The organism is Martinezella tropici (genome assembly GCF_008370325.1).
GTDB classification, from domain to species: domain Bacteria; phylum Pseudomonadota; class Alphaproteobacteria; order Rhizobiales; family Rhizobiaceae; genus Rhizobium; species Rhizobium tropici_B.
In genome coordinates, this window is the sequence record NZ_VNIP01000001.1 from 86,726 (window position 1) to 109,489 (window position 22,764).

Sequence of the window (22,764 nt, forward strand, 5' to 3'; positions counted from 1 at the left end):
CTGCCCATGGGCCGAACCCGATCCTACGACGAAGGCGCCGTATTGAGCAGCGCGATGCATGCCTTCCGCCGCAAGGGTTATCGGGGGGTGTCCATTCGCGATCTGGAAGACGCGACCGGGCTCAAGGTCGGCAGCATCTACAACAGCTTCGGCGATAAGGCGGCATTCTTCGACGCCGCCTTCGCTCGCTACAATCGCATCGTCCTGCGCGGGCGGATCGAGCGTTTTGCTCCGGCGGAGTCGGGGATGGATGGGCTCCGGGCGCTCTTCGCCTCGCTGCTCCACGAGCCGAATGACGAAAGCCTCGGCTGTCTCATCACAAATTCCGCCGTTGAGCTCGGCGGAGAAGGACCTCCGCATCGCTGCACCGTCGAGGGACTTCGCATACTAAAGGAGACGTTTACGGAGCGGCTCGCGTCATCACAGCGGCGGGGGAAATTCCGCTCTGACAAGAGTCCCGAATCCACAGCTCTGAGGCTGCTGACCCTTTATCAGGGCATTCTTGTCCTGGTCCGCGCTGGTCACGACAAACGGGCGCTTGAAGTTCTCATCCAGGACGAGTTCAACAGCTTGGAGGCCTCGCATGACCCCCGATGACCTCTGGAAGCGGTATTCCGCAATCTGGTCGCTTTCCGACGCTTCCGAGCGAGGCGCCGAGCTTTCCGTCTGCCTCGCTGACGAAGCCACCTATTGCGATCCGAACGGCCTGCTGATTGGCCGTGACGCCCTATCAGGCTACATGGCGCAGTTCCAGTCGAGCGTGCCCGGCGGGCAGTTTCATATCCGCTCCATCCTCCATCACCACGACCGTTCTCTCGCCCAATGGGCCTTGACCGGCGCTGACGGGTCCGTTCTCCAGACGGGAACCAGCTTTGGCGCGATCAGCGATGACGGAAGGCTACTGGCGATCAGCGGCTTCTTCCATCCAGGGAATGGCAGCGTCGCAGCATGAACAAGGTGACAACTCACAATTTGGCTCTGGATCTTGCCACACGCATTGAAGGCTTGGGTGCAATCAGTGTCAGGCGCTTCTTTGGCGGGACGGCCTTGATCGCGGATGGCATCCAGTTTGGATTCATCATGAAGGGATCACTCTATCTTCGGGTCGATGACGCGAGCCGTCCCAGGTTCGAAGCGTTGGGAATGAATCCGTTCAGTTATCCTGGTAGGGGCAAGACGGTGACTGTATCAAGCTACTATGCAGCTCCAGACGATATTTTTGACGATAACGAGCAGCTTCGGGAATGGGCGGCGGACGCCTATCAGGCCGCTTTGGGCGCCATCCACAAAATCTCAAGAGCTACCGAAACCGGAGGACTACCGGATACCGCAGCGTAGGCTGGCGGGCCGAAAACGATGAAACCAAGAACTACGTCTACGCTATAGCCCTCCAAAATTAAGGCACGAGCGAATGGCAACAATGGATAGCGGACGGTCGGCTTCAGGCGGTGAAATGCAGAAAGCAGACCAGCCCTCGAAGATGGGCATGTAGGTAGCCAGAACTGGAGCATGTCACGCAAAAGTGTGCAGCGGTTTTGCGACAACGACATGCGCAAAATCAAAGACCTAAAGCGTGGGAAGCGAATCTGAAAGATCGCGACGCGCTTTAGCAAGGTTCATGTCACCTTGCTCCGTTCACGGACTGGGAGACGGCTGATGCTGTGTCCTGTGGCTGCTTCAGCTGCGCGACGCAGCAGGGCCGGGTCTGACACTCCCTGATGGTCGAGCCGCGGCGTATATGATGCTTCCAGCCTTGCTGCCTCGTCGTCGGTGAGGCTGATTGATAGGGAGGCCACAGCGTCGTCAATATGTTCTGCTTTCAGCGCACCCACGATCGGAGCTGCCACCACAGGATTGCGATGCAACCAGGCAAGCGCAATCATCGACCGGCCGACGCCTCGTTCTTCCGCAATGGCCCCCACCGCATCGACAATCAGCTTGTCGCTGTCGGCGGTGGCTGCACCCAGTTTGTAGACGGCTTCGGTTTCCGCCCTTGCAGTAATCGCTCCCCACGGTCGGGCCAGCCGACCACGGTTGAGAGGGCTATAGATAATGGTCTGCACCCCTTCGTCGATGCAAAGCGCATGCATCTCGCGCTCTTCTTCGCGGTCGAGAAGATTGTAGGTATCCTGCATCGACACGAAGCGGGCCCAGCCGTTGGATTTCTGCAGGTGTAGCGCTTTGCCGAATTCCCAAGCCATCATGGACGATGCACCGAGATACCGGACCTTACCGACCTTGACGACATCGTTCAGGGCCTCGAGCGTTTCTTCCCAAGGGGTCGTCCTATCACGACGATGGATTTGGTAGAGGTCGATATAGTCCGTGCCTAGGCGCTTGAGGCTCATATCGACTTCGGTCATGATTGCCTTGCGCGATAGCCCTATACTATTAGGTCCGTCGCGCATCGGTGCGCTGAGTTTGGTGGCGATCACAACGTTTTCGCGGTGAGCAAAGTCCTTCAGTGATCGCCCGAGGATCTCCTCGCTGGAACCATTTGAATACAAATTGGCGGTGTCGAAGAAATTGATGCCCGCCTCAAGTGCGTGGTGAACGAGGCGTCGACTTGCTTCCTCGTCGAGTGACCAAGAAGGGTAACCTCGCGACGGTTCCCCGAACCCCATGCACCCAATACCGATAGGCGAAATATCGAGGCCCGTCCGGCTGAGCTTGGCATATTGCATGTCCATCTCCATATACGCTATATTCGGACAATTGTCCGCTTGTCGTTACGTAACGGACAATTGTCCGTTTAGTCAAGAGGCGATATGGCTGTAGAAGAGGATGGATTGCGAGCAGACGCCCGCGCAAACCGTGATCGCATACTTGAGGTGGCACGAGAGGCTCTAACCGCCGATCCCGAAACGCCGCTCAGCGCTATCAGCAAGGCAGCCGGAGTTGGGCAAGGCACACTCTATCGCCACTTCCCGACGCGGGAAGCTCTGGCCTTGGCCATTTATCGCAAGGAGATCAGCGCCGTTGCTGCTCTCGCATCCACACTTTTGAAAGAGCATCCTCCGCTTGAGGCGTTTCGTCTATGGTGTGCCCAGTTAGCAGATTCCAGTGCGATGAAGCGCGGAGTAGCAAGACTTCTGCAAGGGGCCACTTCCGAGGATGATAAACGCGAGACCTATCAGCAGATGGTGTTGGCCGTGCGTTCACTCATAGCTGCATGTCAGGCCTCGGGTGCGATTGATCGCGATGCAAATGCCGACGATGTTTTGACGCTTCTTGGAGTACTTTGGCAGATTCCATCCCATCCCGGGAGGGATGCTCAGTCGGCAAGGATAATAGAACTCATCTTCAGGGGATTGGGAGCCAAAGACTAGCTAAGCGGCCTTGCTGGACCATGAAACTCGTTCTTGCGTTGGAGCTCTTGTCGGGAGTGACCGGTTCATCGGGGTCTGCATGTATCGCGAGCGCATAGTTGCGGTGCAAGCCCGTATGCCTGCTTTCAAGCCTTCGTTTTTAGGCGACCAACGTCAGAAATGGAGTCGTAAGCTGCCGTCGCCACTCTAAGGATATCGGGCTGTAGCGTAGAATCGGGCGGTTCGCTATCCTTGCCCTGTGGGATGCGGCAATCGGCGGGCATGGCGGACAAGGTGGGATTCGAACCCACGGTACGCTTTCACGCACACACGCGTTCCAGGCGTGCGCCTTAAACCACTCGGCCACCTGTCCATCTGCACTTTCGCATCCGATAAAGGAGCTATTGTGGGAACGGCGCGATATATACCGATGAATTTTCTAGGATCAACCCGAATCTGACAGTTTTTTGACTTCTGGACAAAAAACTCTGCGTCTCATCCCCATTGCGCTTATTTCGTGCTCCACTTATCTAAAGAAATAGATGAGGCGGCGTAAGACCGGTCGGCCCGTCAGGGCCGGACGTAGTGAGTATCCGGAGGAGTTTATGCGTTTCCTGTTGCGTTTTGCCAGTCTTGTCGCGCTGGTGGTGGCTGTTATCGCGGGCACCATCGATTCCATTCAATCTGTTGCGGCTTCAGCTGTCGTCATGACCCCGATGGGCGATGCGTGGAACGATGTCAGCCCCTCGTCGCTGGCAAGCCTTCGCTCGACGATCGCCTATTATGTTCATCCTCGCTTCTATGACTTGGCGATGCAATGGCTGCTGTTTCAGCCGGCCTTCGCGGTCTTTCTGGTCCTATCGCTGCTGCTATGGATGATCGCCTACAAGCGTCAGCCCGCAGCCGGCCGCTTCAGCGCCTGAGAGATAGGGCGCCTTTCGGTCTGTGTCATTTGAGGATTTCGGTGGCGTCGGAGCGTGTTTGGCGATGGGCTTGCAGCAATGCCGCAGTGAGCAAAGCTGGTGATTGCGGCAGACTGATCGGCAAACTTCCTGACCAATAAAATTGCAGTTTTGGGCTGAAATTGTTTAAAAAACGGGTCGTTTGGACGGGTTTTCACCAATTCCCACAAATCTTTACCAACTGAAAAATTTCTCGTGAATTTTTCATGCAGCCATGCAAGGATGCGCGCCAGCTAGGCCTCGGGGAGGCCGGCGGCTCCGCAGACATGCCCGGTTAACGGGCTTGCGGGAGGACCCAACAAGATAGAAACAACAGGGCTGCACCACATGAAAAAATCCCTTTTGACCCTTTTTGCCTTGGCTGCCATGTCGGCAACGGCGCTTGCGGCCGATATCAAGCCGGCAATCGTTTACGGAACCGGCGGCAAGTTCGACAAGTCCTTCAATGAGGCTGCCTATAACGGCGCCGAAAAGTTCAAGAAGGAAACCGGTATCGCTTATCGCGACTTCGAGCCGACGGGCGACACCCAGGGCGAACAGGCGCTGCGCAACTTCGCCAGCAAGGGCTTCAATCCTGTTATCGCCGTCTCCTTCGCCTGGACCTCCGCGCTTCAGAAGGTCGCCGCCGAATATCCGAAGACCCAATTCGTCCTGATCGACGACAGCCTAGACCTGCCGAACGTCCGCTCGGTCAAGTTCAAGGAAAACGAAGGCTCCTATCTCGCTGGCGTCATGGCCGCCATGGCTTCGAAGACCGGCAAGGTCGGCTTCGTCGGCGGCATGGATATCCCGCTGATCCGCAAGTTCGAATGCGGCTATGAGCTGGGCGCCCGCGCCACCAACGCAAAGATCGAAGTCTTCCAGAACATGACCGGCACCACCGGTGCGGCCTGGAATGACCCGGTTCGCGGCGGCGAGCTCACCAAGAACCAGATCGACCAGGGCGCCGACGTTGTTTATGCCGCTGCTGGTGCTACCGGTCTTGGCGTGCTGCAGACGGCTGCCGACAACAAGAAGCTCTCGATCGGCGTCGACAGCAACCAGAACTACCTGCATCCGGGCTCCGTTCTGACCTCTGTCGTCAAGCGCGTCGATCTCGCGGTCTACAACGCCTTCAGCGATGCCAAGAACGGCAAGTTCACGCCCGGCACCCAGGAGCTCGGCCTGAAGGAAGACGGCGTGGCCGTTGCCATCGACGACAACAACAAGCCGCTCGTCACTCCCGAAATGCAGGCTGCCGTCGACAAGGCTCGCGCCGGTATCGTCGGTGGTACCATCAAGGTCCACGACTACACGACCGACAACGCCTGCCCGAAGAGCTGATATGAAACAAGGGCGTATGACGTAGCAAACCGTCATACGCCCTTTTCTTATCCGGAATCCGGTTTCTGGAGCCCCCTATAGTGAGCCAATCACCTGCCATCGAACTCGTGGGCATCGACAAAAAGTTCGGTGCCGTTCACGCAAACAAAGATATCAACCTGACCGTCGCCAAAGGATCGATCCACGGGATCATCGGCGAAAACGGAGCAGGGAAATCGACACTCATGTCGATCATCTACGGTTTTTATCATGCCGACGCCGGCGAGATCCGCGTCAACGGCACGCCGATCTCGATCCGCGACAGCCAGACGGCGATATCGGCCGGCATCGGCATGGTGCACCAGCACTTCATGCTGGTCGATAATTTCACCGTCCTCGAAAACGTCATGCTGGGCGCCGAAGGCGGCGCGCTGCTCGCCAGGGGCGTCGCCGCCACCCGGGCCGAGCTTGATCGTCTGGAGAAGGACTATGGCCTGGAGGTCGATCCGGACGCGTTGATCGAAGAGCTGCCCGTCGGTCAGCAGCAGCGCGTCGAGATCCTGAAGGCGATGTATCGCGGCGCTGAGATCCTCATCCTCGACGAACCCACCGGTGTTCTGACGCCGGCCGAAGCCGACAATCTCTTCCGCATTCTTCGCGTGTTGCGCGACCAGGGCAAGACGATCATCCTCATCACTCATAAGCTGCGCGAAATCATGGCGATCACCGATACGGTATCGGTCATGCGCCGCGGCGAGATGGTCGCTACCCGCAAGACGGCGGAAACCACCGTCGAGGAACTGGCCGAATTGATGGTCGGCCGCCGCGTGCTGCTGCGCGTCGAAAAGGGCGCCCCCAATCCCGGCGAAGTTCTGCTGTCGGTGCGCAACCTCACCGTCAAGGACAGCCGCGGCGTCACCATGGTCGACAATGTCTCCTTCGATGTCCGCGCCGGCGAGATCGTCGGCATTGCCGGCGTCGCCGGAAACGGCCAGTCGGAATTGCTTGAGGCCATCGCCGGCATCCGCAAGCCTGCCTCGGGCGAGATCTACCTGCATGGCAAGCCGATCGGCACGGCCGATCCCGCGGCCCTTCGTGAACTCGGCCTTGCCCATATTCCCGAGGACCGCCATCACATGGGCCTCGTCCTCAAGTTCGAAGAATATGAGAACTCGATGCTCGGCTATCACCGCGACGTCAAATATGGGCGCGGCGGCATGCTCGATCTCGATGCCATGCGCAAGGATGCCATCGAGAAGATCGAGAAATACGATATCCGTCCGCCGAATGCGCGGCTGAAGACCGCCAATTTCTCCGGCGGCAACCAGCAGAAGATCGTCGTCGCCCGCGAGATCGAGCGCGATCCCAAGGTTCTGCTGATCGGCCAGCCGACGCGCGGCGTCGACATCGGCGCCATCGAATTCATCCATCGCCGCATCATCGAGATGCGTGATGCCGGCAAGGCAATCCTGCTGGTTTCGGTGGAGCTGGATGAGATCCGTGCGCTTTCGGACCGTATCCTCGTCATGTTCGCCGGCCATATCGTCGGTGAGAAGTCGGCTGAAGCCGGTGAACAAACACTCGGCCTGATGATGGCCGGCATTGCCGCGTGAGGCGTATATGAGCACGGCTTCCGTTCCGCTCCCCAATTGGATCAACTATGGTCTGATCCCTGTTCTCAACCTGATCGTTGCCTTCCTGATCTCCGGTCTTGTCGTCTGGTTCATCGGCGAGAGCCCGCTCGATGCGCTCGTCCTGCTCTTGCAGGGTGCGCTCGGCAGCGGCGAGGGCATCGGCTTCACCCTCTATTATGCGACGAGCTTCATTTTCACCGGCCTTTCGGTTGCCGTCGCCATCCATGCCGGCCTGTTCAACATCGGCTCGGAAGGCCAGGCCTATGTCGGCGGCCTCGGCTGTGCCCTCGTGGCGCTGGCGCTCGATAAGTACGTGCCCTGGTATGTGACCATGCCCTTCGCGGTCATCGGAGCGGCGATCTTCGGCGCTCTCTGGGCCTTCATCCCTGCCTGGCTGCAGGCCAAGCGCGGCAGCCACGTCGTCATCACGACAATCATGTTCAACTTCATCGCATCGGCGATGATGAATTTCCTGCTGGTGCATGTGCTGATCGTACCGGGCAAGATGGCGCCTGAAACCCGCACCTTCCTGGCGGGCGGTCAGCTGCCCAAGCTCGATTGGCTGATGGGCGTTTTCGGCTCGACCATCGGTGCCGCTCCGCTCAACGTGTCCTTCCTGATCGCGCTGGTCATGTGCTTCCTCGTCTGGGTGCTCGTCTGGCGCACCAAGCTCGGCTATGAGATGCGCACGCTGGGCTTGAGCCCGACAGCGGCGGTTTATGCCGGCATTCCCTATGCCCGCACCGTCATCATCGCCATGCTGATTTCAGGTGGCCTTGCCGGCATGATGGCGCTCAATCCGGTGATGGGCGCGTCCGCGCGCCTTCAGGTGGAGTTCGTGCTCGGTGCTGGCTTCGTCGGTATCGCCGTGTCGCTGATGGGACGCAACCATCCGCTCGGCATCATCCTGGCGGCGGTCCTGTTCGGCATTCTCTATCAGGGCGGCGATGCGCTGTCCTTTGATATGCCGAACATCACACGCGACATGATCGTGGTGATCCAGGGCCTCGTCATCCTGTTTGCCGGCGCGCTTGAATATATGTTCCGGCCGGCACTCGTGCGCATCTACCAGACATTCGCCAGGGCGTGAGGATCAGACCATGCAATATTACGATCTTCTCATCAGCATTCTTGGCTCGACCATCCGCCTGTCGATCCCGTTGATCTTCACCGCGCTTGCCGGCCTCTTTTCCGAGCGCGCCGGCATCTTCGATATCGGCCTCGAAGGCAAGATGCTGGCCTCCGCCTTCGCGGCCGCCTGCGTCGCCTCGATCACCGGCTCACCCTGGGCCGGCCTCGGCGCCGGCATCGTCGTCTCGGTCATTCTCGGTCTGCTGCACGGCTTCGCATCGATCACCAACCGCGGCAACCAGATCGTCTCGGGTGTCGCGATCAACTTCCTGACAGCCGGATTGACCATCGTCCTCGGTCAGGCCTGGTTCGGGCAGGGCGGCCGCACGCCGACCTTGCCTGGCACGGCGCGCTTTTCCGGCATCACCCTTCCGGGTGTCGATGCCATCCGCGAAGTTCCGTTCATCGGGCCGCTCTATGCCAACGTCATCTCCGGCAACAACATCCTGACCTATCTTGCCTTCCTTACCGTGCCGATTTCCTGGTGGATCCTCTATCAAACCCGCTTCGGTCTGCGCCTGCGTGCCGTCGGTGAAAATCCCGGCGCTGTCGATACAGCCGGCATTTCGGTCGAATGGCTGCGCTATCGCTCGCTGATCGTCGCCGGCATTCTTTGCGGCTTCTCCGGCACCTATCTCGCCATTGCCCAGTCGGCAGCCTTCATCAACAATATGTCGGCGGGCAAGGGCTATATCGCGCTCGCCGCACTGATCTTCGCCAAGTGGAAGCCGGTGCCGGTCATGTTCACCTGCCTACTGTTCGGCTTCCTTGACGCCTTCGCCAATTTCATGCAGGGCAAGGCGGTTCCGGGCATCGGCGAGGTGCCGGTACAGATTTTCCAGGCGCTGCCCTATATCCTCACCTGCGTCCTGCTTGCAGGCTTTATCGGCGTCGCCAAGCCCCCGAAGGCTGGTGGCGTGCCCTATACCAAGGAACGTTAAACCATGTCGCATGATCTGTTCGAGGCCGCGCGCGGAGCGATGGCTTTTGCGCATGCTCCCTATTCCAAGTTTCCCGTCGGCGCGGCGATCCGCGCCGAGGACGGCAAGATCTATACCGGCGCCAATATCGAAAACCTCTCCTTCCCGCAGGGCTGGTGCGCCGAGCCGACTGCGATAGGCCAGATGATCATGGGCGGCGCCAAGAAGATCGTCGAGATCGCCGTCATCGCCGAGAAGCTGCCGCTCTGCCCGCCCTGCGGCGGCTGCCGGCAGAAGATCGCCGAATTTGCCAGCAAGGAAACACGCATCTATCTTTGCGACGAAACCGGCGTGAGGAAGACCATGACCATGGACGAGATGCTCCCCTTCAGCTTCGAAACCGAGATGCTCGGATGAGCGCGGCCGTCGATATCCTCACCGAGAAGCTCGGCGAACTGAAGCCGCGCTATGGCATCATCCTGGGCTCCGGCCTCGGCTCTCTCGTGGATGAGGTCAAAGACGCCCTGCGTATTCCCTATGCCGATCTGCCCGGCTTTCCGGTCAGCGCCGTTTCCGGCCATGCCGGCACGCTGGTCGCAGGCAAGCTCGGCAATGTCCCCGTCATCATGCTCTCCGGCCGGGTGCATTATTACGAAAAGGGCGATGCCAATGCCATGCGCGAGCCGATCGAAACCCTGAAGGCTCTTGGCGTCGATACGCTGATCCTGACGAATTCGGCCGGATCGCTGCGCGAGGAGATGCCGCCGGGCTCGGTGATGCAGATCACCGATCACATCAACTATTCCGGCATGAATCCGCTGATCGGCGAGGAAAGCGACAGGCGCTTCGTCGGCATGACCAGCGCCTATGACATCGGTCTGATCATGCGCATGCGCAAGGCGGCGGAAAAGGCTGAGATCAAGCTGTCGCACGGCGTCTATATGTGGTTTTCCGGACCGAGCTTCGAAACGCCGGCCGAAATCCGCATGGCGCGCATCCTCGGCGCCGATGCCGTCGGCATGTCGACTGTGCCCGAAGTCATCCTGGCCCGTCTTTTCGGACTGAGGGTTGCCGCTGCCTCCGTCATCACTAACTATGGTGCTGGCATGACCGGCGGCGAGCTCTCGCATGACGAGACCAAGGATATGGCTCCGGTCGGCGGTGCACGTCTCGCCGCCATCTTGAAAGAAATGATCGCGGACGAAGGAGATCCACAATGACCGGCCATTCCCTCAGAGAAACGGCAGCTGTTGCGCTTTCCCTTCTCGATCTCACCAATCTCAAGGATGACTGCACGCCGGCGCAGATCGAGGCGCTGTGCGCCCGTGCGCAATCGCCCTATGGCAACACGGCCGCCGTCTGCATCTGGCCGCGTTTCGTCGCGCAGGCGCGGGGCATTCTCGGTGTCGATCATGTCGTGAAAATCGCGACCGTCGTGAATTTCCCCGGCGGCGATCTGGAGGTGGCCGATGTTGCCGCCGAGGCGCGGGAAGCGATTGCCGACGGTGCCGATGAGATCGATCTGGTTATTCCCTATCGCGCCTTCCTTACCGGCAATGAGCAGGCCGTTACCGATATGGTCGCGGCCGTGCGGGCCGAATGCAAGGGACCGGTTCTCCTGAAGACCATTCTTGAAACTGGCGAAATCAAGGATACCGCGCTGATCCGGCGTGCCTCCGAACTGGCGATCGAGGCTGGCTCCGATTTTATCAAGACCTCCACGGGCAAGGTTGCCGTCAATGCGACGCTGGAAGCCGCCGACATCATGCTGAGGGCAATTCGTGCCAGCGGCCGCAAGGTCGGCTTCAAGCCGGCGGGTGGCATCGGTTCCGTTGCCGACGCGGCGCTTTATCTGAGCCTTGCCGAAACCATTATGGCGCCCGATTGGGCCATGCCCTCGACCTTCCGCTTCGGCGCATCGAGCCTGCTCGACGACATCCTGAGCGTGCTGGCCGGCGGCGAGTCCAAGGCAGCGTCCTCGGGCTACTGATTGATGATTCCGCAGGAGATCATCCAGCAGAAGCGGAACGGCGCTACTCTTTCAGCCGCCGATATCAACGCATTTATCGGGGCGCTGGGGCGCGGCGAACTGGCTGAAAGCCAGATCGGCGCCTTTGCCATGGCGGTCTGGTTTCGCGGCATGACGCAGGAAGAGACGGTGGCCCTGACGCTCGCGATGGCCCGCTCCGGCGACACCCTGTCCTGGGAGCGTATCGGCCGGCCGGTCGCGGACAAGCATTCGACGGGCGGCGTCGGCGACAACGTCTCGCTGATGCTGGCTCCTATCGCCGCCGCCTGTGGTCTCGCCGTGCCGATGATTTCGGGTCGCGGCCTCGGCCACACCGGCGGCACGCTCGACAAGCTAGAATCCATTCCCGGCTACGGGATCACCCCGGACGCTGCGCGCTTCCGCAAGGTCGTCGATGAGGTCGGCTGCGCCATCATCGGCCAGACCGGGGCGCTCGCGCCCGCCGACGGCAAGCTCTATGCCGTGCGCGATGTCACCGCGACGGTCGATTCCGTGCCGTTGATCACCGCCTCCATCCTGTCGAAGAAGCTGGCGGCAGGGCTGGAAACGCTGGTGCTCGACGTCAAGATCGGCAGCGGCGCCTTCATGACATCGCTGGAAGAGGCCGAGACGCTGGCGCGCTCGCTGGTGGACGTCGCAAACGGCGGCGGGGTGAAGACGTCGGCCCTGATCACTGATATGAACCAGCCTCTGGCCGATGCGGCCGGCAATGTCATCGAGCTCTATAACTGCCTGGATTTCTTGAAAGGCAACAAGGGAGGCACGCGGCTTGAAACGGTCGTCCTGGCCTTCGCATCCGAAATGCTGGTTCAAGCCGGCATTGCCGCAAGTGCTGCCGATGCGGAGAGCAGGGCGCGCGAGGCGCTGGCATCCGGCAAGGCGGCGGAAATCTTCGGCCGCATGGTGCACGCGCTCGGCGGCCCCGTGGATCTGCTTGAACACCCAGATCGCCATTTGGTGAGCGCGCCGCTACAGAAGCCTGTTCTCGCCGCTGCCGACGGCTGGCTCGGCGGCTGCGATACGCGAGGGATCGGCATGAGCGTGATCGATCTCGGCGGCGGCCGGCGCCGCCCGCAGGATAAGATCGACCATCGCGTCGGTTTCAGCGATATCCTGCCGCTCGGTACGAAGGTGAGCAAAGGCGACCGTATCGCGACTGTTCATGCGGCGGATGATGCAAGCGCTGAGAAGGCTGTCGCCGATCTCTCAGCCAATTATCGCCTCGTCGACAAAGTACCCGCTGCATCACCCGTTATCATCGGCAGGATCTGACGGATGGCAGCGCCACGGGTTTAGAGCAATTCCAGGAAAAGTGCGGAGCGGTTTTCCGTCCGGAATGCGTAAAGAAACAAGGAGATAGAGCATTTTCGCGATTCGAAGAAAAGCGGAAATGTTCTAGTCGGCGGCTCCGCATGGGGCTCGGCCATTCTACTGCTTCAACAGCAAATTGCCGTTCTGGACTCCAAAGGAGTTCAGCTTCTTCATGAAGCTCATGCCGATCAGCGTCGTACTCAGCGCGCTGTCCTTCGCCACCACGGCATCGACATCGCGAACGCGGATCGTGCCGATCTCCAGGCGGTCGAGTTTGACATGGGCGACCTTGGATGCGCCATTCGCCGTTTGGATCGGGTAGCGATAGTCGAGATCGACGCTGCTGAAGCCGAGACTGCGCGCGGTGCTTTCGTTCATCGCGACATAGGTTGCGCCGGTATCGATCATCCCGTGCACGGAGCGGCCGTTGATGGTGAAATCGCCTTCATAGTGCCCGCCCGCATTGGCGCGCAGCTGAACGCTACCATAGGAAACGAGAGCCTCGGCTTTCGGCGGCGCAAGCGAGACTGCCTCGACAGGCGCCGGCTTTGCGGCGTGCTCGTTATAGCTATTCACCAGCATCGGCACTTGGGTTGCCGCAACGGCAATAACACCGGCAACGACAAGAACGCGAACGAGCATCGGCAAGGCCCCTCCTGTGGGCCATACGATCTATAAGCCGAGTGTGCTGAAAGGACGCTAAAGCAATCAATAAAAAGCCCCGGCAGTTGAATAACCGCCGGGCTTTTATAAAGAGTATAAAAGCAGATTTACTTCGTGCCGTACATGCGGTCGCCGGCGTCGCCGAGACCGGGCACGATATAGCCCTTCTCATTCAGATGGCTGTCGATGGCGGCGGTAAAGACCGGCACGTCCGGATGCGCGCTGCGGAAATTGGCGATGCCTTCGGGAGCCGCCAGCAGGCAGAGGAAGCGGATATTATGCGCGCCGCGTTCCTTCAGCTTGTCGATCGCGGCAATCGAGGAATTGCCTGTTGCCAGCATCGGATCGACGACGATGATCAGGCGTTCGGAGATGTCCTCGGGTGCCTTGAAGTAATATTCGACCGGCTGCAGCGTTTCATGATCGCGATAGACGCCGATATGCGAGACGCGGGCCGAGGGCACGAGGTCGAGCATGCCTTCAAGCAGGCCGTTGCCGGCGCGCAGGATCGAGGCGAAGACCAGCTTCTTGCCTTCCAGGATCGGCGCATCCATCGGCTGCAGCGGCGTCTCGATGGTCTCGATCGTCAGTTCCAGGTCGCGCGTCACTTCGTAACAGAGCAGCGTCGAAATCTCGCGCAGCAACCGGCGGAAGCTCCCCGTCGACGTGTCCTTCTTGCGCATGATTGTGAGCTTGTGCTGCACAAGCGGGTGATCGATGACAGTGACGCCGTCCATGATTTCAGCCTTCCAGTAATTCCGCGATATGAGATGTTTCTTTCACGGAAATCGCCTCTGGTGCAAGAAAATAGGCCGCTCTGCGAGATTTCATCCCCAATCTGCGGCCTAAACCCTGCTCTTACAGCTTTCCGAGCAATGCCGCCCGCGTTGCCTCGTCCACGAAAGCCGCCTCGATTGCCGTGCGCGTCATTGCATCGATCTCCTCGTCGCGGAAGCCGAAGGCTGACGAGGCCAGCTCGTATTCGCGCTTCAGCGAGGTGTGAAAGAAGGGCGGGTCGTCGGAGCTGATCGTCACCCGCACGCCGGCGTCGCGCAGCTTGCGCAGCGGGTGTGACTGGAAATCCGGGAAGACGTTGAGCGCGACGTTGGAGCCGGGGCACACCTCAAGCACGGTCCCGAGATCGGCAAGGCGCCTGACGAGATCCATATCCTCGATGGCGCGCACACCGTGGCCTATACGGTGAGGGCGAACCAGGTCGACGGCGTCGGCAACGGAAAAGGCGCCGCAGACCTCACCGGCATGGATTGTTATGCCGAGGCCCGCCTCACGCGCGATGTCGAAGGCGCGGGCATAATCGGCGACTCGGCCCATGCGCTCCTCGCCGGCCATGTTGAAGCCGGTGATCAGCGGATTGTCGCTTTTGACGGCATATTCCGCCGCCTTCACCACGCGCTCGGGGCCGAAGTGCCGTTCGCCGGTTACGATCAGCCGCGCCTCGATGCCGGTCTTTGCCTTGGCGGCACGGATGCCGGCCGAAACGCCCGCCATATAGGCGTCGGCGCCGAGGCCGATGCGGTCGCCGTGGTCGGGCGAGACGATGAGCTCGCTATAGATCGTGCCGATCTCGGCAAGCTCTTCCAGATAGGTTTCCGTCAGCAGCGCATAGTCTTCTTCGGTGCGGTAGACTTCGGAGACCTTGTCGTAGCAGACGAGGAACTCGGCAAAGTCCTTCCAGAGGTAAACGCCGTCCTTCAGGAAGGCGCTGGTGTCGACGCCGTATTTTTCCGCTTGTGCGAGCGTCAGCGCCGGTGGAGCCGCGCCCTCCAGATGGCAGTGCAGCTCCACTTTCTTCAAATGCGATGTCAAAGGAAACTCCTCCCGTGCGGCCCTGCCGCAATGCCCAGATGACGCGCGACCGTCTCGCCGATATCGGCATAGGTCTGGCGGATGCCGATGGAGCGCGACCGGATGCCCGGTCCGTAAGCCATGACAGGCACGCGCTCGCGCGTGTGAGCGGTGCCGCGCCAGGTCGGGTCGCAGCCATGGTCGGCCGTCAGAATGACGAGATCGCCGGCCTTCAGTTTCTTGTGCACGTCAGGCAGCCGCGCATCGAAGGCTTCGAGCGCTGCGGCATAGCCCGGCACGTCGCGGCGATGGCCGTAGACCATGTCGAAATCGACGAAATTGGTGAAGACCAGATCACCGTCCTCGGCTTCGTCCATGGCCTTCAGCGTCGCATCCATCAACGCCATGTTGCCATTGGCCTTGATGACCCGAGAAACGCCTTGATGGGCGAAGATATCGCCGATCTTGCCGACGGCATGCACCGTGCGCTCGGCCTTGACGAGGCGATCGAGCAGCGTCGGCTCCGGCGGCAGAACGGAGAAGTCGCCGCGGTTGCCGGTACGCTCGAATGTGGCAGCAGTCTCGCCGACGAAGGGGCGGGCAATGACGCGACCGATATTATAGGAGTCGAGTAGCGTACGCACCATCTTGCAGAGGCCGATCAGCCGATCGAGACCGAAATGCTGCTCGTGCGCGGCGATCTGGAAGACGGAATCGGACGAGGTGTAGCAAATGGGCTTGTCGCTGCGGATGTGTTCTTCGCCGAGCTTGGCGATGATATCGGTGCCCGAGGCATGGCAATTGCCGAGAATGCCGGGCAGATCGGCCGCCTCGCATATGGCTTTCACCAGCTCCGGCGGAAAGGCATCGCCCTCGACCGGAAAGTAACCCCAATCGAACATGACGGGCGTTCCGGCGATCTCCCAATGACCCGACGGCGTGTCTTTGCCGCGGGAGACTTCGCTGGCGCAGCCATAAATACCATAGAGCTTTTCCGGCAGCGGCATGCCGGCGGGGTAGCTGCCCGTTGCCGCCTTGGCTATCTCCATGAGGCCGAGGCCCGACATATTCGGCAGCACCAGCGGCCCCTGGCGCAAGCCTTCGCGGTCGGCAGCGCCTGCCGCGCAGAATTCGGCGATATGGCCGAGCGTATCCGCGCCTTCATCGCCATAGCTTGCCGCATCCGGGCCGCCGCCGACGCCGAAAGAATCCAGAACGAAGAGAAAGGCGCGCGCCATACATCACCCGATAAGAATGTCGTCACCCCGGAGGAGGTCTTCCGGGACATTGGACGTCACCCATATAACGGAGGCATCGAGTTGGCAATTTTCCGTTTGGAGTGGCACGCCGAGGTTCGGTCTCGATGGAAGGCGCTCAGCAATCGCTGCAGCTGATCGAATTGCCGACGCGCTGACGATAGTAATATTGCCGGCTGATGGTGATCTGGTTCGTGCCGCTCGGCAGGAAATTGGCGCCGAAACTGATGAGCTGGTAGGGAAGGGAAAGCTCGCTGCGGACCAGGAAGGTGCTTGCCTGGTTCATATTGGCCGGCACGGTGATGGTCGTGCCGGAAGAATAGGGGGCTGTTCCGTCCTGTGCCCAGGACCATGCCACCGTTGCCTTGCCCGTCGCGTCGATGGCAATGCCGGTGATCTTCAAGGTCGTGCCGGTCGTGCCGTAGGGCGCGAAGATCGCGCCCGCTACGGAAGGCATGGTGGCAAGCACCGACTTGGTAACACTCGACTGCTGCGAGACGATATCGGCGATCGATCCCGCCGCCCTGCTTGCGCGCTTTGAGACATTGAGGCCGACGGTGAGCTCGAAGGCGCCGAGGTAAAGCATCAGCAATACGGGAAAAAGGATGGCGAACTCGATCGCGCCGACGCCGCGCTCGTCGCGGACAAAGCGCCGCAGAATGCCCGACGACATCGTGTCCTTTTCGATCATGGTCGCAAGGCGGCTCACGGATAATTCTCGTTCTGGAAGGCGGCGGTCGCAACGATGAGATAGACGGACGCCGAGCCGTCGGATGGACGCACGTTGGTAAGATAGGGGCGCAGCAGATCCGTAATGACCTGCCAGCGGTAATAGGCGCGCACCATGTTGAGCGACTTGGCGCCGCCGGGCGCGAAAGTAAAACCCGAAGTATTGAGATCGGAATAGGGATCGGTCGACGATTTGCGAGGGATCGTCGTCGGCATGGATGCGAAGCTCGAATAGCTCTCCACGTCGAGGTAGAGGCTTGCCGGCGTCTGCAGTTCGGATGCGGAGCAGGTGATGAGCACGGCAATCTCGTTGCAGAACGCCTGACGGAACTGCTGGGACTTCGTATAGGAGGTCTTGTTGGGATCGGACGTGATCTGCCCGGTTCTGATCTGGCGCGCCAGGGTGTCGACGGCGTTTGAAACGACCTGTTCGGCAGTAAAGGCGACGAAGGTCTCGATAATGGCAAAGACGATCAAGAAATACGGAATGGCAAGCATGGCGAATTCGATGGCCGCTGCACCGTCCCGAGAACGCAACAATTCTCGCAAGCCGCTTCGGGCACGTGGCCTGGCGGGGGCTATATTTGCAAGAAGAGCGTTATCTGGCGTCATGGGAAATCCGCGGCGAATCATATGCGGAGGACACTAGAGTTGCTTTCTTGATAATCCGTTTCTCTTCTCTATTCATATTTAGAGGAAGTCGGGATTATTACTTGCTGCATAATTTTTAGAAAGTACATTCGAATATTTGTTAAATCGAATGGATCTATTGCCCGGTCGCCGGGGCCGTGGTCGCCGTGTTGTTCTGCTGGGCATGCTGTTCGCAATTGGGCGTGCAGGACAATACGGCACGGTCCGTCTGCCGGAAAACGCGGACCGTATTGCCTTCATCGATCGACACCAGGATCTGCTCATCGACGATGGCGTTGCCGTCGGTATCTAGCAGGATGATATTCGTCGTCCCGAAGCTGCGGCCGGTCAGCACGATGGTCTTTGGATCCGCAACGGTCGCGTCGGCGACCTGTGAATTGCCGACGATGACCTTGCTGACGGGGCGATCGAGCTTCAGGACGCGCGCGTGATCCATATAGACGCGCAGCAGGCTTTCTCCGGCAGCGCTGGAGAGCTGCGGCATCAAGCCGGCCATGGCGACAATCGCGGCTAGGAATGCGGTTCTGCCGCCGATTGGCATGGCTTGGCCTCTTGGAAAGCGGATGGCGAAAGGGTTTGTCGGACAGAATGGGAAAGAATGGTGAATGAACGATTAAGGGCGGCGCCGGCCGTGCATTTATGATGCAAATGTCCCGTAAATGGCTTTTACCTTAGGCGTTCATGTCCTATTTGCGTTACTTTGAGACGAATCGTATAAGCTGCTAATATTCATGCATCTAATAATTTTCTTTTAGCTGAAGAAGTTCTTTAAAAATGCATGGCAAGACATGAATTCGATATTTACTATTCTTTTTTCACTTCGTTATTCAAAGTTCATTAACCCAATTCCTTAAAGCGATGGAAACGGCGGACGACTACCGTGCAGTTCATCCGATCAACGGCAACAGTTGGCGGACGTGCTGTCAACAAAGTGGAGTTAAACTTATGTCCAAGCTTTTTTCGCGTTTCCTGAAGGATGAATCCGGCGCGACCGCCATTGAATATGGCCTGATCGCTGCCCTGATCTCGGTTGCTATCATCACCGCTGCCACGACGCTGGGTAATTCGCTCAGCAGCACCTTTACCGGCATCGCCAACAAGATGAACAACGCTGCTGCAAAGTACTAAGCTTCTGCGATAAGCGTTGTAGGTACATAAGATAGAAAACCGCCCAGAATATTGGGCGGTTTTTGGATTTCATAACTTAGTACGGGCGCTCGAGATGCTTGAAGCCGCGACATTGCTGATTTTCCCGCTTTGCATGTCGGTTGCGGCCATCTCCGATCTTCTGACCATGACGATACCGAACCGGATATCGCTCATTCTTCTCGGCACTTTTGCCGTCCTCGCGCCACTGCTGGGCTTGCCTCTTACTGAGATCGGGATGCATCTGGGTGCTGCAGCTGTCGTCTTCTGCTGCTGCTTCATGATGTTCGCCATAAACGTCATGGGCGGGGGCGATGCAAAGCTGCTGGCGGTATCCGCGCTCTGGTTCGGCCTCGATCCTTCCCTTCTTGCTTTTCTGGTTTACGTCTCGCTCCTTGGCGGCGTGTTGACGGTCGTCGTCCTCCTGCTGCGCTCTCAATCCGATGCCATCACGGCAATAGGCTTGCCGCTGCCGAATTCATTGCTTGGTGCCGAGAAGATTCCCTACGGCGTTGCCATTGCCATTGGCGGCTTCCTCGCCTTCCCGGCTTCGCCGCTTATTATCATAGCGACGCAGCGGGTATTCTAAACAGCAACAAGCGCCTATAATTTCTTCTCATGTGAAGGAAGTCTAATATAAACCAAGTAATTATGGTTAAGTAATCATAAATGTAACCTACCATTAACCATAATTACACCAATTGTCGGTCATTCTGCAGGGCAAAGAATCTTGTTCCTCAAGGAATGACCATGAAACCCGCTCGCATAATGATACTCGCAGTGGCAGCCGCCGCGGCCGGGATGGCCGGCCTGCTGGCGATGCGCCTGGCTGGTTCGCGCGATATCGTGCCCCAGCAGGTCGCGGCGATCGTGCAAAAGGAAGCAACGATCAATGTGCTGGTTGCGAGCGCCAATCTGCCCGTCGGCTCCCGTCTGAACGAAAAATCGATTCAGTGGATGGCATGGCCGGAAAGCGGCGTCGTCAAAGGTCTCATTACCCAGAGCGATCGGCCCGATGCCTTGAAGGATCTCAATGGCGCGGTCGTTCGCCTGCCGATATTCGAGGGCGAACCGATCCGCGAGGAAAAGGTCGCCGATTCCAATAGCCGCATCCTCTCTTCGTTGCTGCCGGCCGGCAAACGGGCCGTCGCCACCGAGATTTCCGTCGCCACCGGTGCTGGCGGTTTCATCCTCCCGAATGATCGCGTCGATGTGATCATGGTCCGCAAGGGTTCGCAGCAGCAGCTCGTCACGGAAACGGTGCTGAGCAACGTGCGCGTCCTGGCCGTCGACCAGCAGATCGAGGAAAAGCAGGATGGAAGCAAGGCTGCGGTCGGTGCCACCGCGACGCTCGAGCTGACGCCGGACCAGACGAAGGTTCTGGCCGTCGCGCACCAGATGGCCGATCGCCTGACACTGGCATTGCGCTCCGTCGCCGATGCGCAGCAGCCCGATACGACAGCGGCCGATTATCTTCTGGCCGGCGACAATGGCGGCGGGCTTGTCCAGGTCATCAAGTCGGGAGCGATCGTGACCGATGGCCCGACTGGGCCGAAACCACAATGAGAAGGGGCGACATCATGTTCAGAACAAGCAACAAAGCCAGCCTTCTTCTCACTGCAATCCTCTCCTTCTCGGTCGCCTTTGCCGGTCTGCCTCTGGCGGATCTTCCGGCCTTTCTGCGCACACCCGCAGCCCTTGCTGATGGCTCCGACAGCATCGTCACCATCGCCGGCCTTGGCACGAAGCGCACATTGAAGCTTGGCCTCAACAAGGCGCTCGTCGTCGATCTGCCGGCCGACGCGCATGATATTCTTGTTTCCGATCCCAAGATGGCGGATGCGGTGACGCGCACCTCGCGCCGTATTTACCTTTTCGGCAAGACCGTCGGCCAGACCAACATCTTCGTCTTCGGCGCCGACGGCAAGGAGATCGTCAGCCTCGATCTCCAGATCGAGCGCGACATTGCCGGCCTGCAGGTCAACCTCAAGCGCTTCATTCCGGATTCCGACATCAACGTCGAGATCGTTTCCGACAACATTGTCCTGACCGGCACGGTGCGCACGCCTCAGGATGCGACACGTGCCGAGCAGCTTGCACAGGCGTTCCTCAAAGGCGGCGAGGCGACGACTCGAAACCAGACCGCCTCGGGCAGCGGCGACAACAATGCGGTCGCCATTTTCGCGGAAACACGGCAGACCTCACAGATCGTCAATATGTTGCAGATCGAAGGCGAAGATCAGGTGACGCTCAAGGTGACCGTCGCCGAGATCAAACGCAGCGTGCTGAAGCAGATCGGCTTTGACAATCTCGTCAGGAATTCTTCCGGCCTGACGGTAGCCCAGCTTGGCAGTCCTGTCTCCGATGGGACTGCGGCAGCCGGCGGCGGCGGCCTGGCCAGCTTGTTCAAAACCGCCATCGGCAAATACGATATCAGCACCTATCTCAATGCTCTTGAGCAAGCCGGTGCCGTCCGTACGCTGGCTGAGCCGACGTTGACGGCGATCTCCGGCCAGGCGGCGACTTTCAATTCCGGCGGTCAGACGCTGTACGCCGTCGCGAACAAGGACGGGACCGTCACGGTCACACCCTTCACCTATGGTATCAGCCTAGCCTTCACGCCTGTCGTGCTGTCTGCCGGACGAATCGCGCTGCATGTGCAGACCCAGGTTTCCAATCCGGTTGGTACGGCTAACGCCGGCACGGCAACCTACAACCAGCGCGCCGCTGATACTTCGGTGGAGTTGCCGTCCGGCGGTTCGATCGCTTTGGCCGGTCTCTTGAGCGATACCATTCAGCAGACCACCAACGGCACGCCGGGCGCCTCGAAGATTCCAATCCTTGGCGCACTGTTCCGCCAGAAGAGCTTTCAGCGCGACGAAACTGAGCTGGTCATCATCGCGACACCTTATCTGGTGCGCCCGGTCGCCCGCAGCCAGCTTGCCCGCCCTGACGACAATTTCTCGCCGAGCAACGATATCAGCGGCTTCTTCATGAATCGTGTCAACAAGATCTACGGCCGCAAGGATGGGCCGCCGGTCGCCGACGCCGATTTCCACGGCACCGTCGGCTTCATCTACAAGTGAGGAGACACCGACCATGAAGCGCGCCTTTTCAACCGGATCAACGAGAGATCTAAAAATGGCCTGCCCCGAACGCAATGCGCCTCGTATCGGCCGGCCCCGTTTCTCCCGGCTAGCTCTGATAGCACCGGCCCTGATCCTGACGGCTGCCGCCATCAGCGGCTGCGCCGATTCACGTGATCGCATGACCACCAGTGCTATCAACGACGATTACCGGCAGCGTCATCCGATCGTGTTGACGGAGAAGGAACGTAATCTCGATATCCCGGTTGCCGCCAGCGACCGTCGCCTCACGACGGGAATGCGCGACACCATTCGCGGATTTGTCCAGGATTATCGAGCTCATGCGAGCGGTACGGTCGAAATCCTTGCACCCAGAGGATCGATGAATTCGTTGGCGGCATCTACGCTGCGTCAGCAGATCCGCAGGGAGTTGGTTGCGAACGGCATCCCGTCGGCCCGCATCGTCGACAGCTACTATGGGGCCGGTGACCCGGGCGATGCAGCTCCGATCCGTCTGCGTTTCACGGCCACGACGGCTCTGACCAATAGCTGCGGTCAATGGCCTGACGATCTTTCCGACAACGCCTTCGACAATCAGAACTACTACAATTTCGGCTGCGCGACGCAGCACAACCTCGCGGCGCAAGTCGCCAATCCGACGGATTTGATCTCACCCAGGGCCGTGTCGCCCATCGATACCGATCAGCGCAGCAAGGTGATCGACAACTACCGCAAGGGCTCGGTCCCGATCAGCACCGCTACCCTTGGTGGTTTCACCGGAGCTGGTCAATGAGCAAGACGATTGTCCGCCGGCGGAACAGGATGACATC

26 protein-coding genes and 1 tRNA gene are annotated in these 22,764 nt (G+C 59.5%); 18 read left to right on the top strand and 9 right to left on the bottom strand.

Going from position 1 to position 22,764, the window contains the following annotated elements; translation table 11 throughout:
• Window positions 1–6: 6 nt before the first annotated feature.
• From FP026_RS00410 to FP026_RS00420, 3 genes are read left to right on the top strand one after another with little or no spacing between them, the layout of a single operon-like run.
• A complete protein-coding gene (locus tag FP026_RS00410) occupies window positions 7–597 on the top strand; it encodes a TetR/AcrR family transcriptional regulator (RefSeq protein WP_149632681.1) in 591 nt (196 codons plus the stop codon).
• The gene (locus tag FP026_RS00415) at window positions 584–952 is read left to right on the top strand and encodes a nuclear transport factor 2 family protein (RefSeq protein WP_149632682.1); all 369 of its coding nucleotides are present in this window, start codon (window positions 584–586) and stop codon (window positions 950–952) included. Before FP026_RS00410 ends, FP026_RS00415 begins: the two co-directional genes overlap by 14 nt.
• The gene (locus tag FP026_RS00420; RefSeq protein ID WP_188112459.1) at window positions 949–1,338 is read left to right on the top strand and encodes a TfoX/Sxy family protein; all 390 of its coding nucleotides are present in this window, start codon (window positions 949–951) and stop codon (window positions 1,336–1,338) included. Before FP026_RS00415 ends, FP026_RS00420 begins: the two co-directional genes overlap by 4 nt.
• A gap of 278 nt (window positions 1,339–1,616) precedes the next feature.
• On the opposite strand, the gene FP026_RS00425 is transcribed toward FP026_RS00420, so the two are convergent.
• Entirely contained in the window at window positions 1,617–2,684 is a 1,068-nt protein-coding gene (locus FP026_RS00425) for an aldo/keto reductase (RefSeq protein ID WP_149632683.1), read from the bottom strand.
• 84 nt (window positions 2,685–2,768) lie between these two features.
• Here FP026_RS00425 and FP026_RS00430 point away from each other — a divergent pair, with 84 nt between their 5' ends.
• Window positions 2,769–3,329: a TetR/AcrR family transcriptional regulator gene (locus tag FP026_RS00430; RefSeq protein WP_149632684.1), complete on the top strand. Its 561-nt coding sequence runs from the start codon at window positions 2,769–2,771 to the stop codon at window positions 3,327–3,329.
• Window positions 3,330–3,591: 262 nt separating this feature from the next.
• Here the strand turns inward: FP026_RS00430 and FP026_RS00435 are convergent.
• Window positions 3,592–3,681 (bottom strand) — tRNA-Ser (locus FP026_RS00435).
• 232 nt (window positions 3,682–3,913) lie between these two features.
• Between FP026_RS00435 and FP026_RS00440 the strand changes: the two genes are divergently transcribed.
• From FP026_RS00440 to deoA, 9 genes are all read left to right on the top strand, one after another.
• Window positions 3,914–4,231 carry a hypothetical protein gene (locus FP026_RS00440; RefSeq protein ID WP_149632685.1) on the top strand — a complete coding sequence of 106 codons (318 nt, stop codon included), beginning with the start codon at window positions 3,914–3,916 and terminating at the stop codon, window positions 4,229–4,231.
• A gap of 366 nt (window positions 4,232–4,597) precedes the next feature.
• Window positions 4,598–5,593, top strand: a complete 996-nt coding sequence (locus FP026_RS00445; RefSeq protein WP_149632686.1) for a BMP family lipoprotein — start codon at window positions 4,598–4,600, stop codon at window positions 5,591–5,593.
• Window positions 5,594–5,673: 80 nt separating this feature from the next.
• Window positions 5,674–7,185: an ABC transporter ATP-binding protein gene (locus tag FP026_RS00450; protein ID WP_149632687.1), complete on the top strand. Its 1,512-nt coding sequence runs from the start codon at window positions 5,674–5,676 to the stop codon at window positions 7,183–7,185.
• 7 nt (window positions 7,186–7,192) lie between these two features.
• The gene (locus FP026_RS00455) at window positions 7,193–8,296 is read left to right on the top strand and encodes an ABC transporter permease (RefSeq protein WP_149632688.1); all 1,104 of its coding nucleotides are present in this window, start codon (window positions 7,193–7,195) and stop codon (window positions 8,294–8,296) included.
• A 10-nt stretch (window positions 8,297–8,306) separates the two neighbouring features.
• Window positions 8,307–9,278: an ABC transporter permease gene (locus FP026_RS00460; RefSeq protein WP_149632689.1), complete on the top strand. Its 972-nt coding sequence runs from the start codon at window positions 8,307–8,309 to the stop codon at window positions 9,276–9,278.
• Window positions 9,279–9,281: 3 nt separating this feature from the next.
• The gene (locus tag FP026_RS00465; protein ID WP_149632690.1) at window positions 9,282–9,674 is read left to right on the top strand and encodes a cytidine deaminase; all 393 of its coding nucleotides are present in this window, start codon (window positions 9,282–9,284) and stop codon (window positions 9,672–9,674) included.
• Window positions 9,671–10,477 (top strand): purine-nucleoside phosphorylase, encoded by an 807-nt coding sequence (locus FP026_RS00470; RefSeq protein WP_149632691.1) that lies wholly within the window; start codon window positions 9,671–9,673, stop codon window positions 10,475–10,477. Before FP026_RS00465 ends, FP026_RS00470 begins: the two co-directional genes overlap by 4 nt.
• Window positions 10,474–11,247, top strand: coding sequence for a deoxyribose-phosphate aldolase (gene deoC, locus FP026_RS00475; RefSeq protein ID WP_149632692.1), 774 nt, complete (start codon window positions 10,474–10,476; stop codon window positions 11,245–11,247). Before FP026_RS00470 ends, deoC begins: the two co-directional genes overlap by 4 nt.
• 3 nt (window positions 11,248–11,250) lie before the next feature.
• Window positions 11,251–12,558 (top strand): thymidine phosphorylase, encoded by a 1,308-nt coding sequence (gene deoA / locus FP026_RS00480; RefSeq protein ID WP_149632693.1) that lies wholly within the window; start codon window positions 11,251–11,253, stop codon window positions 12,556–12,558.
• 156 nt (window positions 12,559–12,714) lie between these two features.
• Here deoA and FP026_RS00485 read toward each other — a convergent pair whose 3' ends face one another.
• The 7 genes from FP026_RS00485 to FP026_RS00515 form a co-directional block, all read right to left on the bottom strand.
• Window positions 12,715–13,239, bottom strand: a complete 525-nt coding sequence (locus FP026_RS00485) for a TIGR02281 family clan AA aspartic protease (RefSeq protein ID WP_149632694.1) — start codon at window positions 13,237–13,239, stop codon at window positions 12,715–12,717.
• Window positions 13,240–13,367: 128 nt separating this feature from the next.
• Window positions 13,368–13,997 (bottom strand): uracil phosphoribosyltransferase, encoded by a 630-nt coding sequence (upp, locus tag FP026_RS00490; protein WP_149632695.1) that lies wholly within the window; start codon window positions 13,995–13,997, stop codon window positions 13,368–13,370.
• Window positions 13,998–14,118: 121 nt separating this feature from the next.
• On the bottom strand, window positions 14,119–15,087 hold the full coding sequence (locus tag FP026_RS00495) for an adenosine deaminase (RefSeq protein ID WP_149632696.1): 969 nt from the start codon (window positions 15,085–15,087) through the stop codon (window positions 14,119–14,121).
• Window positions 15,084–16,304, bottom strand: coding sequence for a phosphopentomutase (locus FP026_RS00500; RefSeq protein WP_149632697.1), 1,221 nt, complete (start codon window positions 16,302–16,304; stop codon window positions 15,084–15,086). The genes FP026_RS00495 and FP026_RS00500 overlap by 4 nt, the downstream gene beginning before the upstream one ends.
• A 136-nt stretch (window positions 16,305–16,440) precedes the next feature.
• Window positions 16,441–17,013, bottom strand: a complete 573-nt coding sequence (locus FP026_RS00505) for a TadE/TadG family type IV pilus assembly protein (RefSeq protein WP_149633127.1) — start codon at window positions 17,011–17,013, stop codon at window positions 16,441–16,443.
• Between the two features lie 14 nt (window positions 17,014–17,027).
• Window positions 17,028–17,663: a TadE/TadG family type IV pilus assembly protein gene (locus FP026_RS00510; protein ID WP_149632698.1), complete on the bottom strand. Its 636-nt coding sequence runs from the start codon at window positions 17,661–17,663 to the stop codon at window positions 17,028–17,030.
• Window positions 17,664–17,817: 154 nt separating this feature from the next.
• Window positions 17,818–18,243: a pilus assembly protein N-terminal domain-containing protein gene (locus tag FP026_RS00515; protein ID WP_149632699.1), complete on the bottom strand. Its 426-nt coding sequence runs from the start codon at window positions 18,241–18,243 to the stop codon at window positions 17,818–17,820.
• Between the two features lie 404 nt (window positions 18,244–18,647).
• Between FP026_RS00515 and FP026_RS00520 the strand changes: the two genes are divergently transcribed.
• The 5 genes from FP026_RS00520 to FP026_RS00540 all read left to right on the top strand — a co-directional run bounded on the left by FP026_RS00520 (window position 18,648) and on the right by FP026_RS00540 (window position 22,727).
• Window positions 18,648–18,830, top strand: a complete 183-nt coding sequence (locus tag FP026_RS00520) for a Flp family type IVb pilin (RefSeq protein ID WP_149632700.1) — start codon at window positions 18,648–18,650, stop codon at window positions 18,828–18,830.
• Between the two features lie 94 nt (window positions 18,831–18,924).
• Window positions 18,925–19,437 (top strand): A24 family peptidase, encoded by a 513-nt coding sequence (locus FP026_RS00525; RefSeq protein WP_149632701.1) that lies wholly within the window; start codon window positions 18,925–18,927, stop codon window positions 19,435–19,437.
• Window positions 19,438–19,598: 161 nt separating this feature from the next.
• A complete protein-coding gene (gene cpaB / locus FP026_RS00530; RefSeq protein ID WP_149632702.1) occupies window positions 19,599–20,414 on the top strand; it encodes a Flp pilus assembly protein CpaB in 816 nt (271 codons plus the stop codon).
• 14 nt (window positions 20,415–20,428) lie between these two features.
• Window positions 20,429–21,934: a type II and III secretion system protein family protein gene (locus FP026_RS00535; RefSeq protein ID WP_149632703.1), complete on the top strand. Its 1,506-nt coding sequence runs from the start codon at window positions 20,429–20,431 to the stop codon at window positions 21,932–21,934.
• Between the two features lie 55 nt (window positions 21,935–21,989).
• On the top strand, window positions 21,990–22,727 hold the full coding sequence (locus FP026_RS00540) for a CpaD family pilus assembly protein (RefSeq protein ID WP_149632704.1): 738 nt from the start codon (window positions 21,990–21,992) through the stop codon (window positions 22,725–22,727).
• Window positions 22,728–22,764 lie beyond the last annotated feature (37 nt).

Excerpts from the sequence above, each read along its gene's own strand:
- FP026_RS00515 (WP_149632699.1), bottom strand. The coding sequence starts at position 18,243 with ATGCCAATCGGCGGCAGAACCGCATTCCTAGCCGCGATTGTCGCCATG.
- FP026_RS00440 (WP_149632685.1), top strand. The coding sequence starts at position 3,914 with ATGCGTTTCCTGTTGCGTTTTGCCAGTCTTGTCGCGCTGGTGGTGGCT.
- FP026_RS00470 (WP_149632691.1), top strand. The coding sequence starts at position 9,671 with ATGAGCGCGGCCGTCGATATCCTCACCGAGAAGCTCGGCGAACTGAAG.
- deoC (WP_149632692.1), top strand. The coding sequence starts at position 10,474 with ATGACCGGCCATTCCCTCAGAGAAACGGCAGCTGTTGCGCTTTCCCTT.
- FP026_RS00540 (WP_149632704.1), top strand. The coding sequence starts at position 21,990 with ATGGCCTGCCCCGAACGCAATGCGCCTCGTATCGGCCGGCCCCGTTTC.
- FP026_RS00460 (WP_149632689.1), top strand. The coding sequence starts at position 8,307 with ATGCAATATTACGATCTTCTCATCAGCATTCTTGGCTCGACCATCCGC.
- FP026_RS00535 (WP_149632703.1), top strand. The coding sequence starts at position 20,429 with ATGTTCAGAACAAGCAACAAAGCCAGCCTTCTTCTCACTGCAATCCTC.
- FP026_RS00505 (WP_149633127.1), bottom strand. The coding sequence starts at position 17,013 with ATGATCGAAAAGGACACGATGTCGTCGGGCATTCTGCGGCGCTTTGTC.
- FP026_RS00525 (WP_149632701.1), top strand. The coding sequence starts at position 18,925 with ATGCTTGAAGCCGCGACATTGCTGATTTTCCCGCTTTGCATGTCGGTT.
- deoA (WP_149632693.1), top strand. The coding sequence starts at position 11,251 with ATGATTCCGCAGGAGATCATCCAGCAGAAGCGGAACGGCGCTACTCTT.
- upp (WP_149632695.1), bottom strand. The coding sequence starts at position 13,997 with ATGGACGGCGTCACTGTCATCGATCACCCGCTTGTGCAGCACAAGCTC.
- FP026_RS00520 (WP_149632700.1), top strand. The coding sequence starts at position 18,648 with ATGTCCAAGCTTTTTTCGCGTTTCCTGAAGGATGAATCCGGCGCGACC.
- cpaB (WP_149632702.1), top strand. The coding sequence starts at position 19,599 with ATGAAACCCGCTCGCATAATGATACTCGCAGTGGCAGCCGCCGCGGCC.
- FP026_RS00415 (WP_149632682.1), top strand. The coding sequence starts at position 584 with ATGACCCCCGATGACCTCTGGAAGCGGTATTCCGCAATCTGGTCGCTT.
- FP026_RS00510 (WP_149632698.1), bottom strand. The coding sequence starts at position 17,663 with ATGACGCCAGATAACGCTCTTCTTGCAAATATAGCCCCCGCCAGGCCA.
- FP026_RS00425 (WP_149632683.1), bottom strand. The coding sequence starts at position 2,684 with ATGCAATATGCCAAGCTCAGCCGGACGGGCCTCGATATTTCGCCTATC.
- FP026_RS00485 (WP_149632694.1), bottom strand. The coding sequence starts at position 13,239 with ATGCTCGTTCGCGTTCTTGTCGTTGCCGGTGTTATTGCCGTTGCGGCA.
- FP026_RS00430 (WP_149632684.1), top strand. The coding sequence starts at position 2,769 with ATGGCTGTAGAAGAGGATGGATTGCGAGCAGACGCCCGCGCAAACCGT.
- FP026_RS00500 (WP_149632697.1), bottom strand. The coding sequence starts at position 16,304 with ATGGCGCGCGCCTTTCTCTTCGTTCTGGATTCTTTCGGCGTCGGCGGC.
- FP026_RS00465 (WP_149632690.1), top strand. The coding sequence starts at position 9,282 with ATGTCGCATGATCTGTTCGAGGCCGCGCGCGGAGCGATGGCTTTTGCG.
- FP026_RS00445 (WP_149632686.1), top strand. The coding sequence starts at position 4,598 with ATGAAAAAATCCCTTTTGACCCTTTTTGCCTTGGCTGCCATGTCGGCA.
- FP026_RS00410 (WP_149632681.1), top strand. The coding sequence starts at position 7 with ATGGGCCGAACCCGATCCTACGACGAAGGCGCCGTATTGAGCAGCGCG.
- FP026_RS00420 (WP_188112459.1), top strand. The coding sequence starts at position 949 with ATGAACAAGGTGACAACTCACAATTTGGCTCTGGATCTTGCCACACGC.
- FP026_RS00455 (WP_149632688.1), top strand. The coding sequence starts at position 7,193 with ATGAGCACGGCTTCCGTTCCGCTCCCCAATTGGATCAACTATGGTCTG.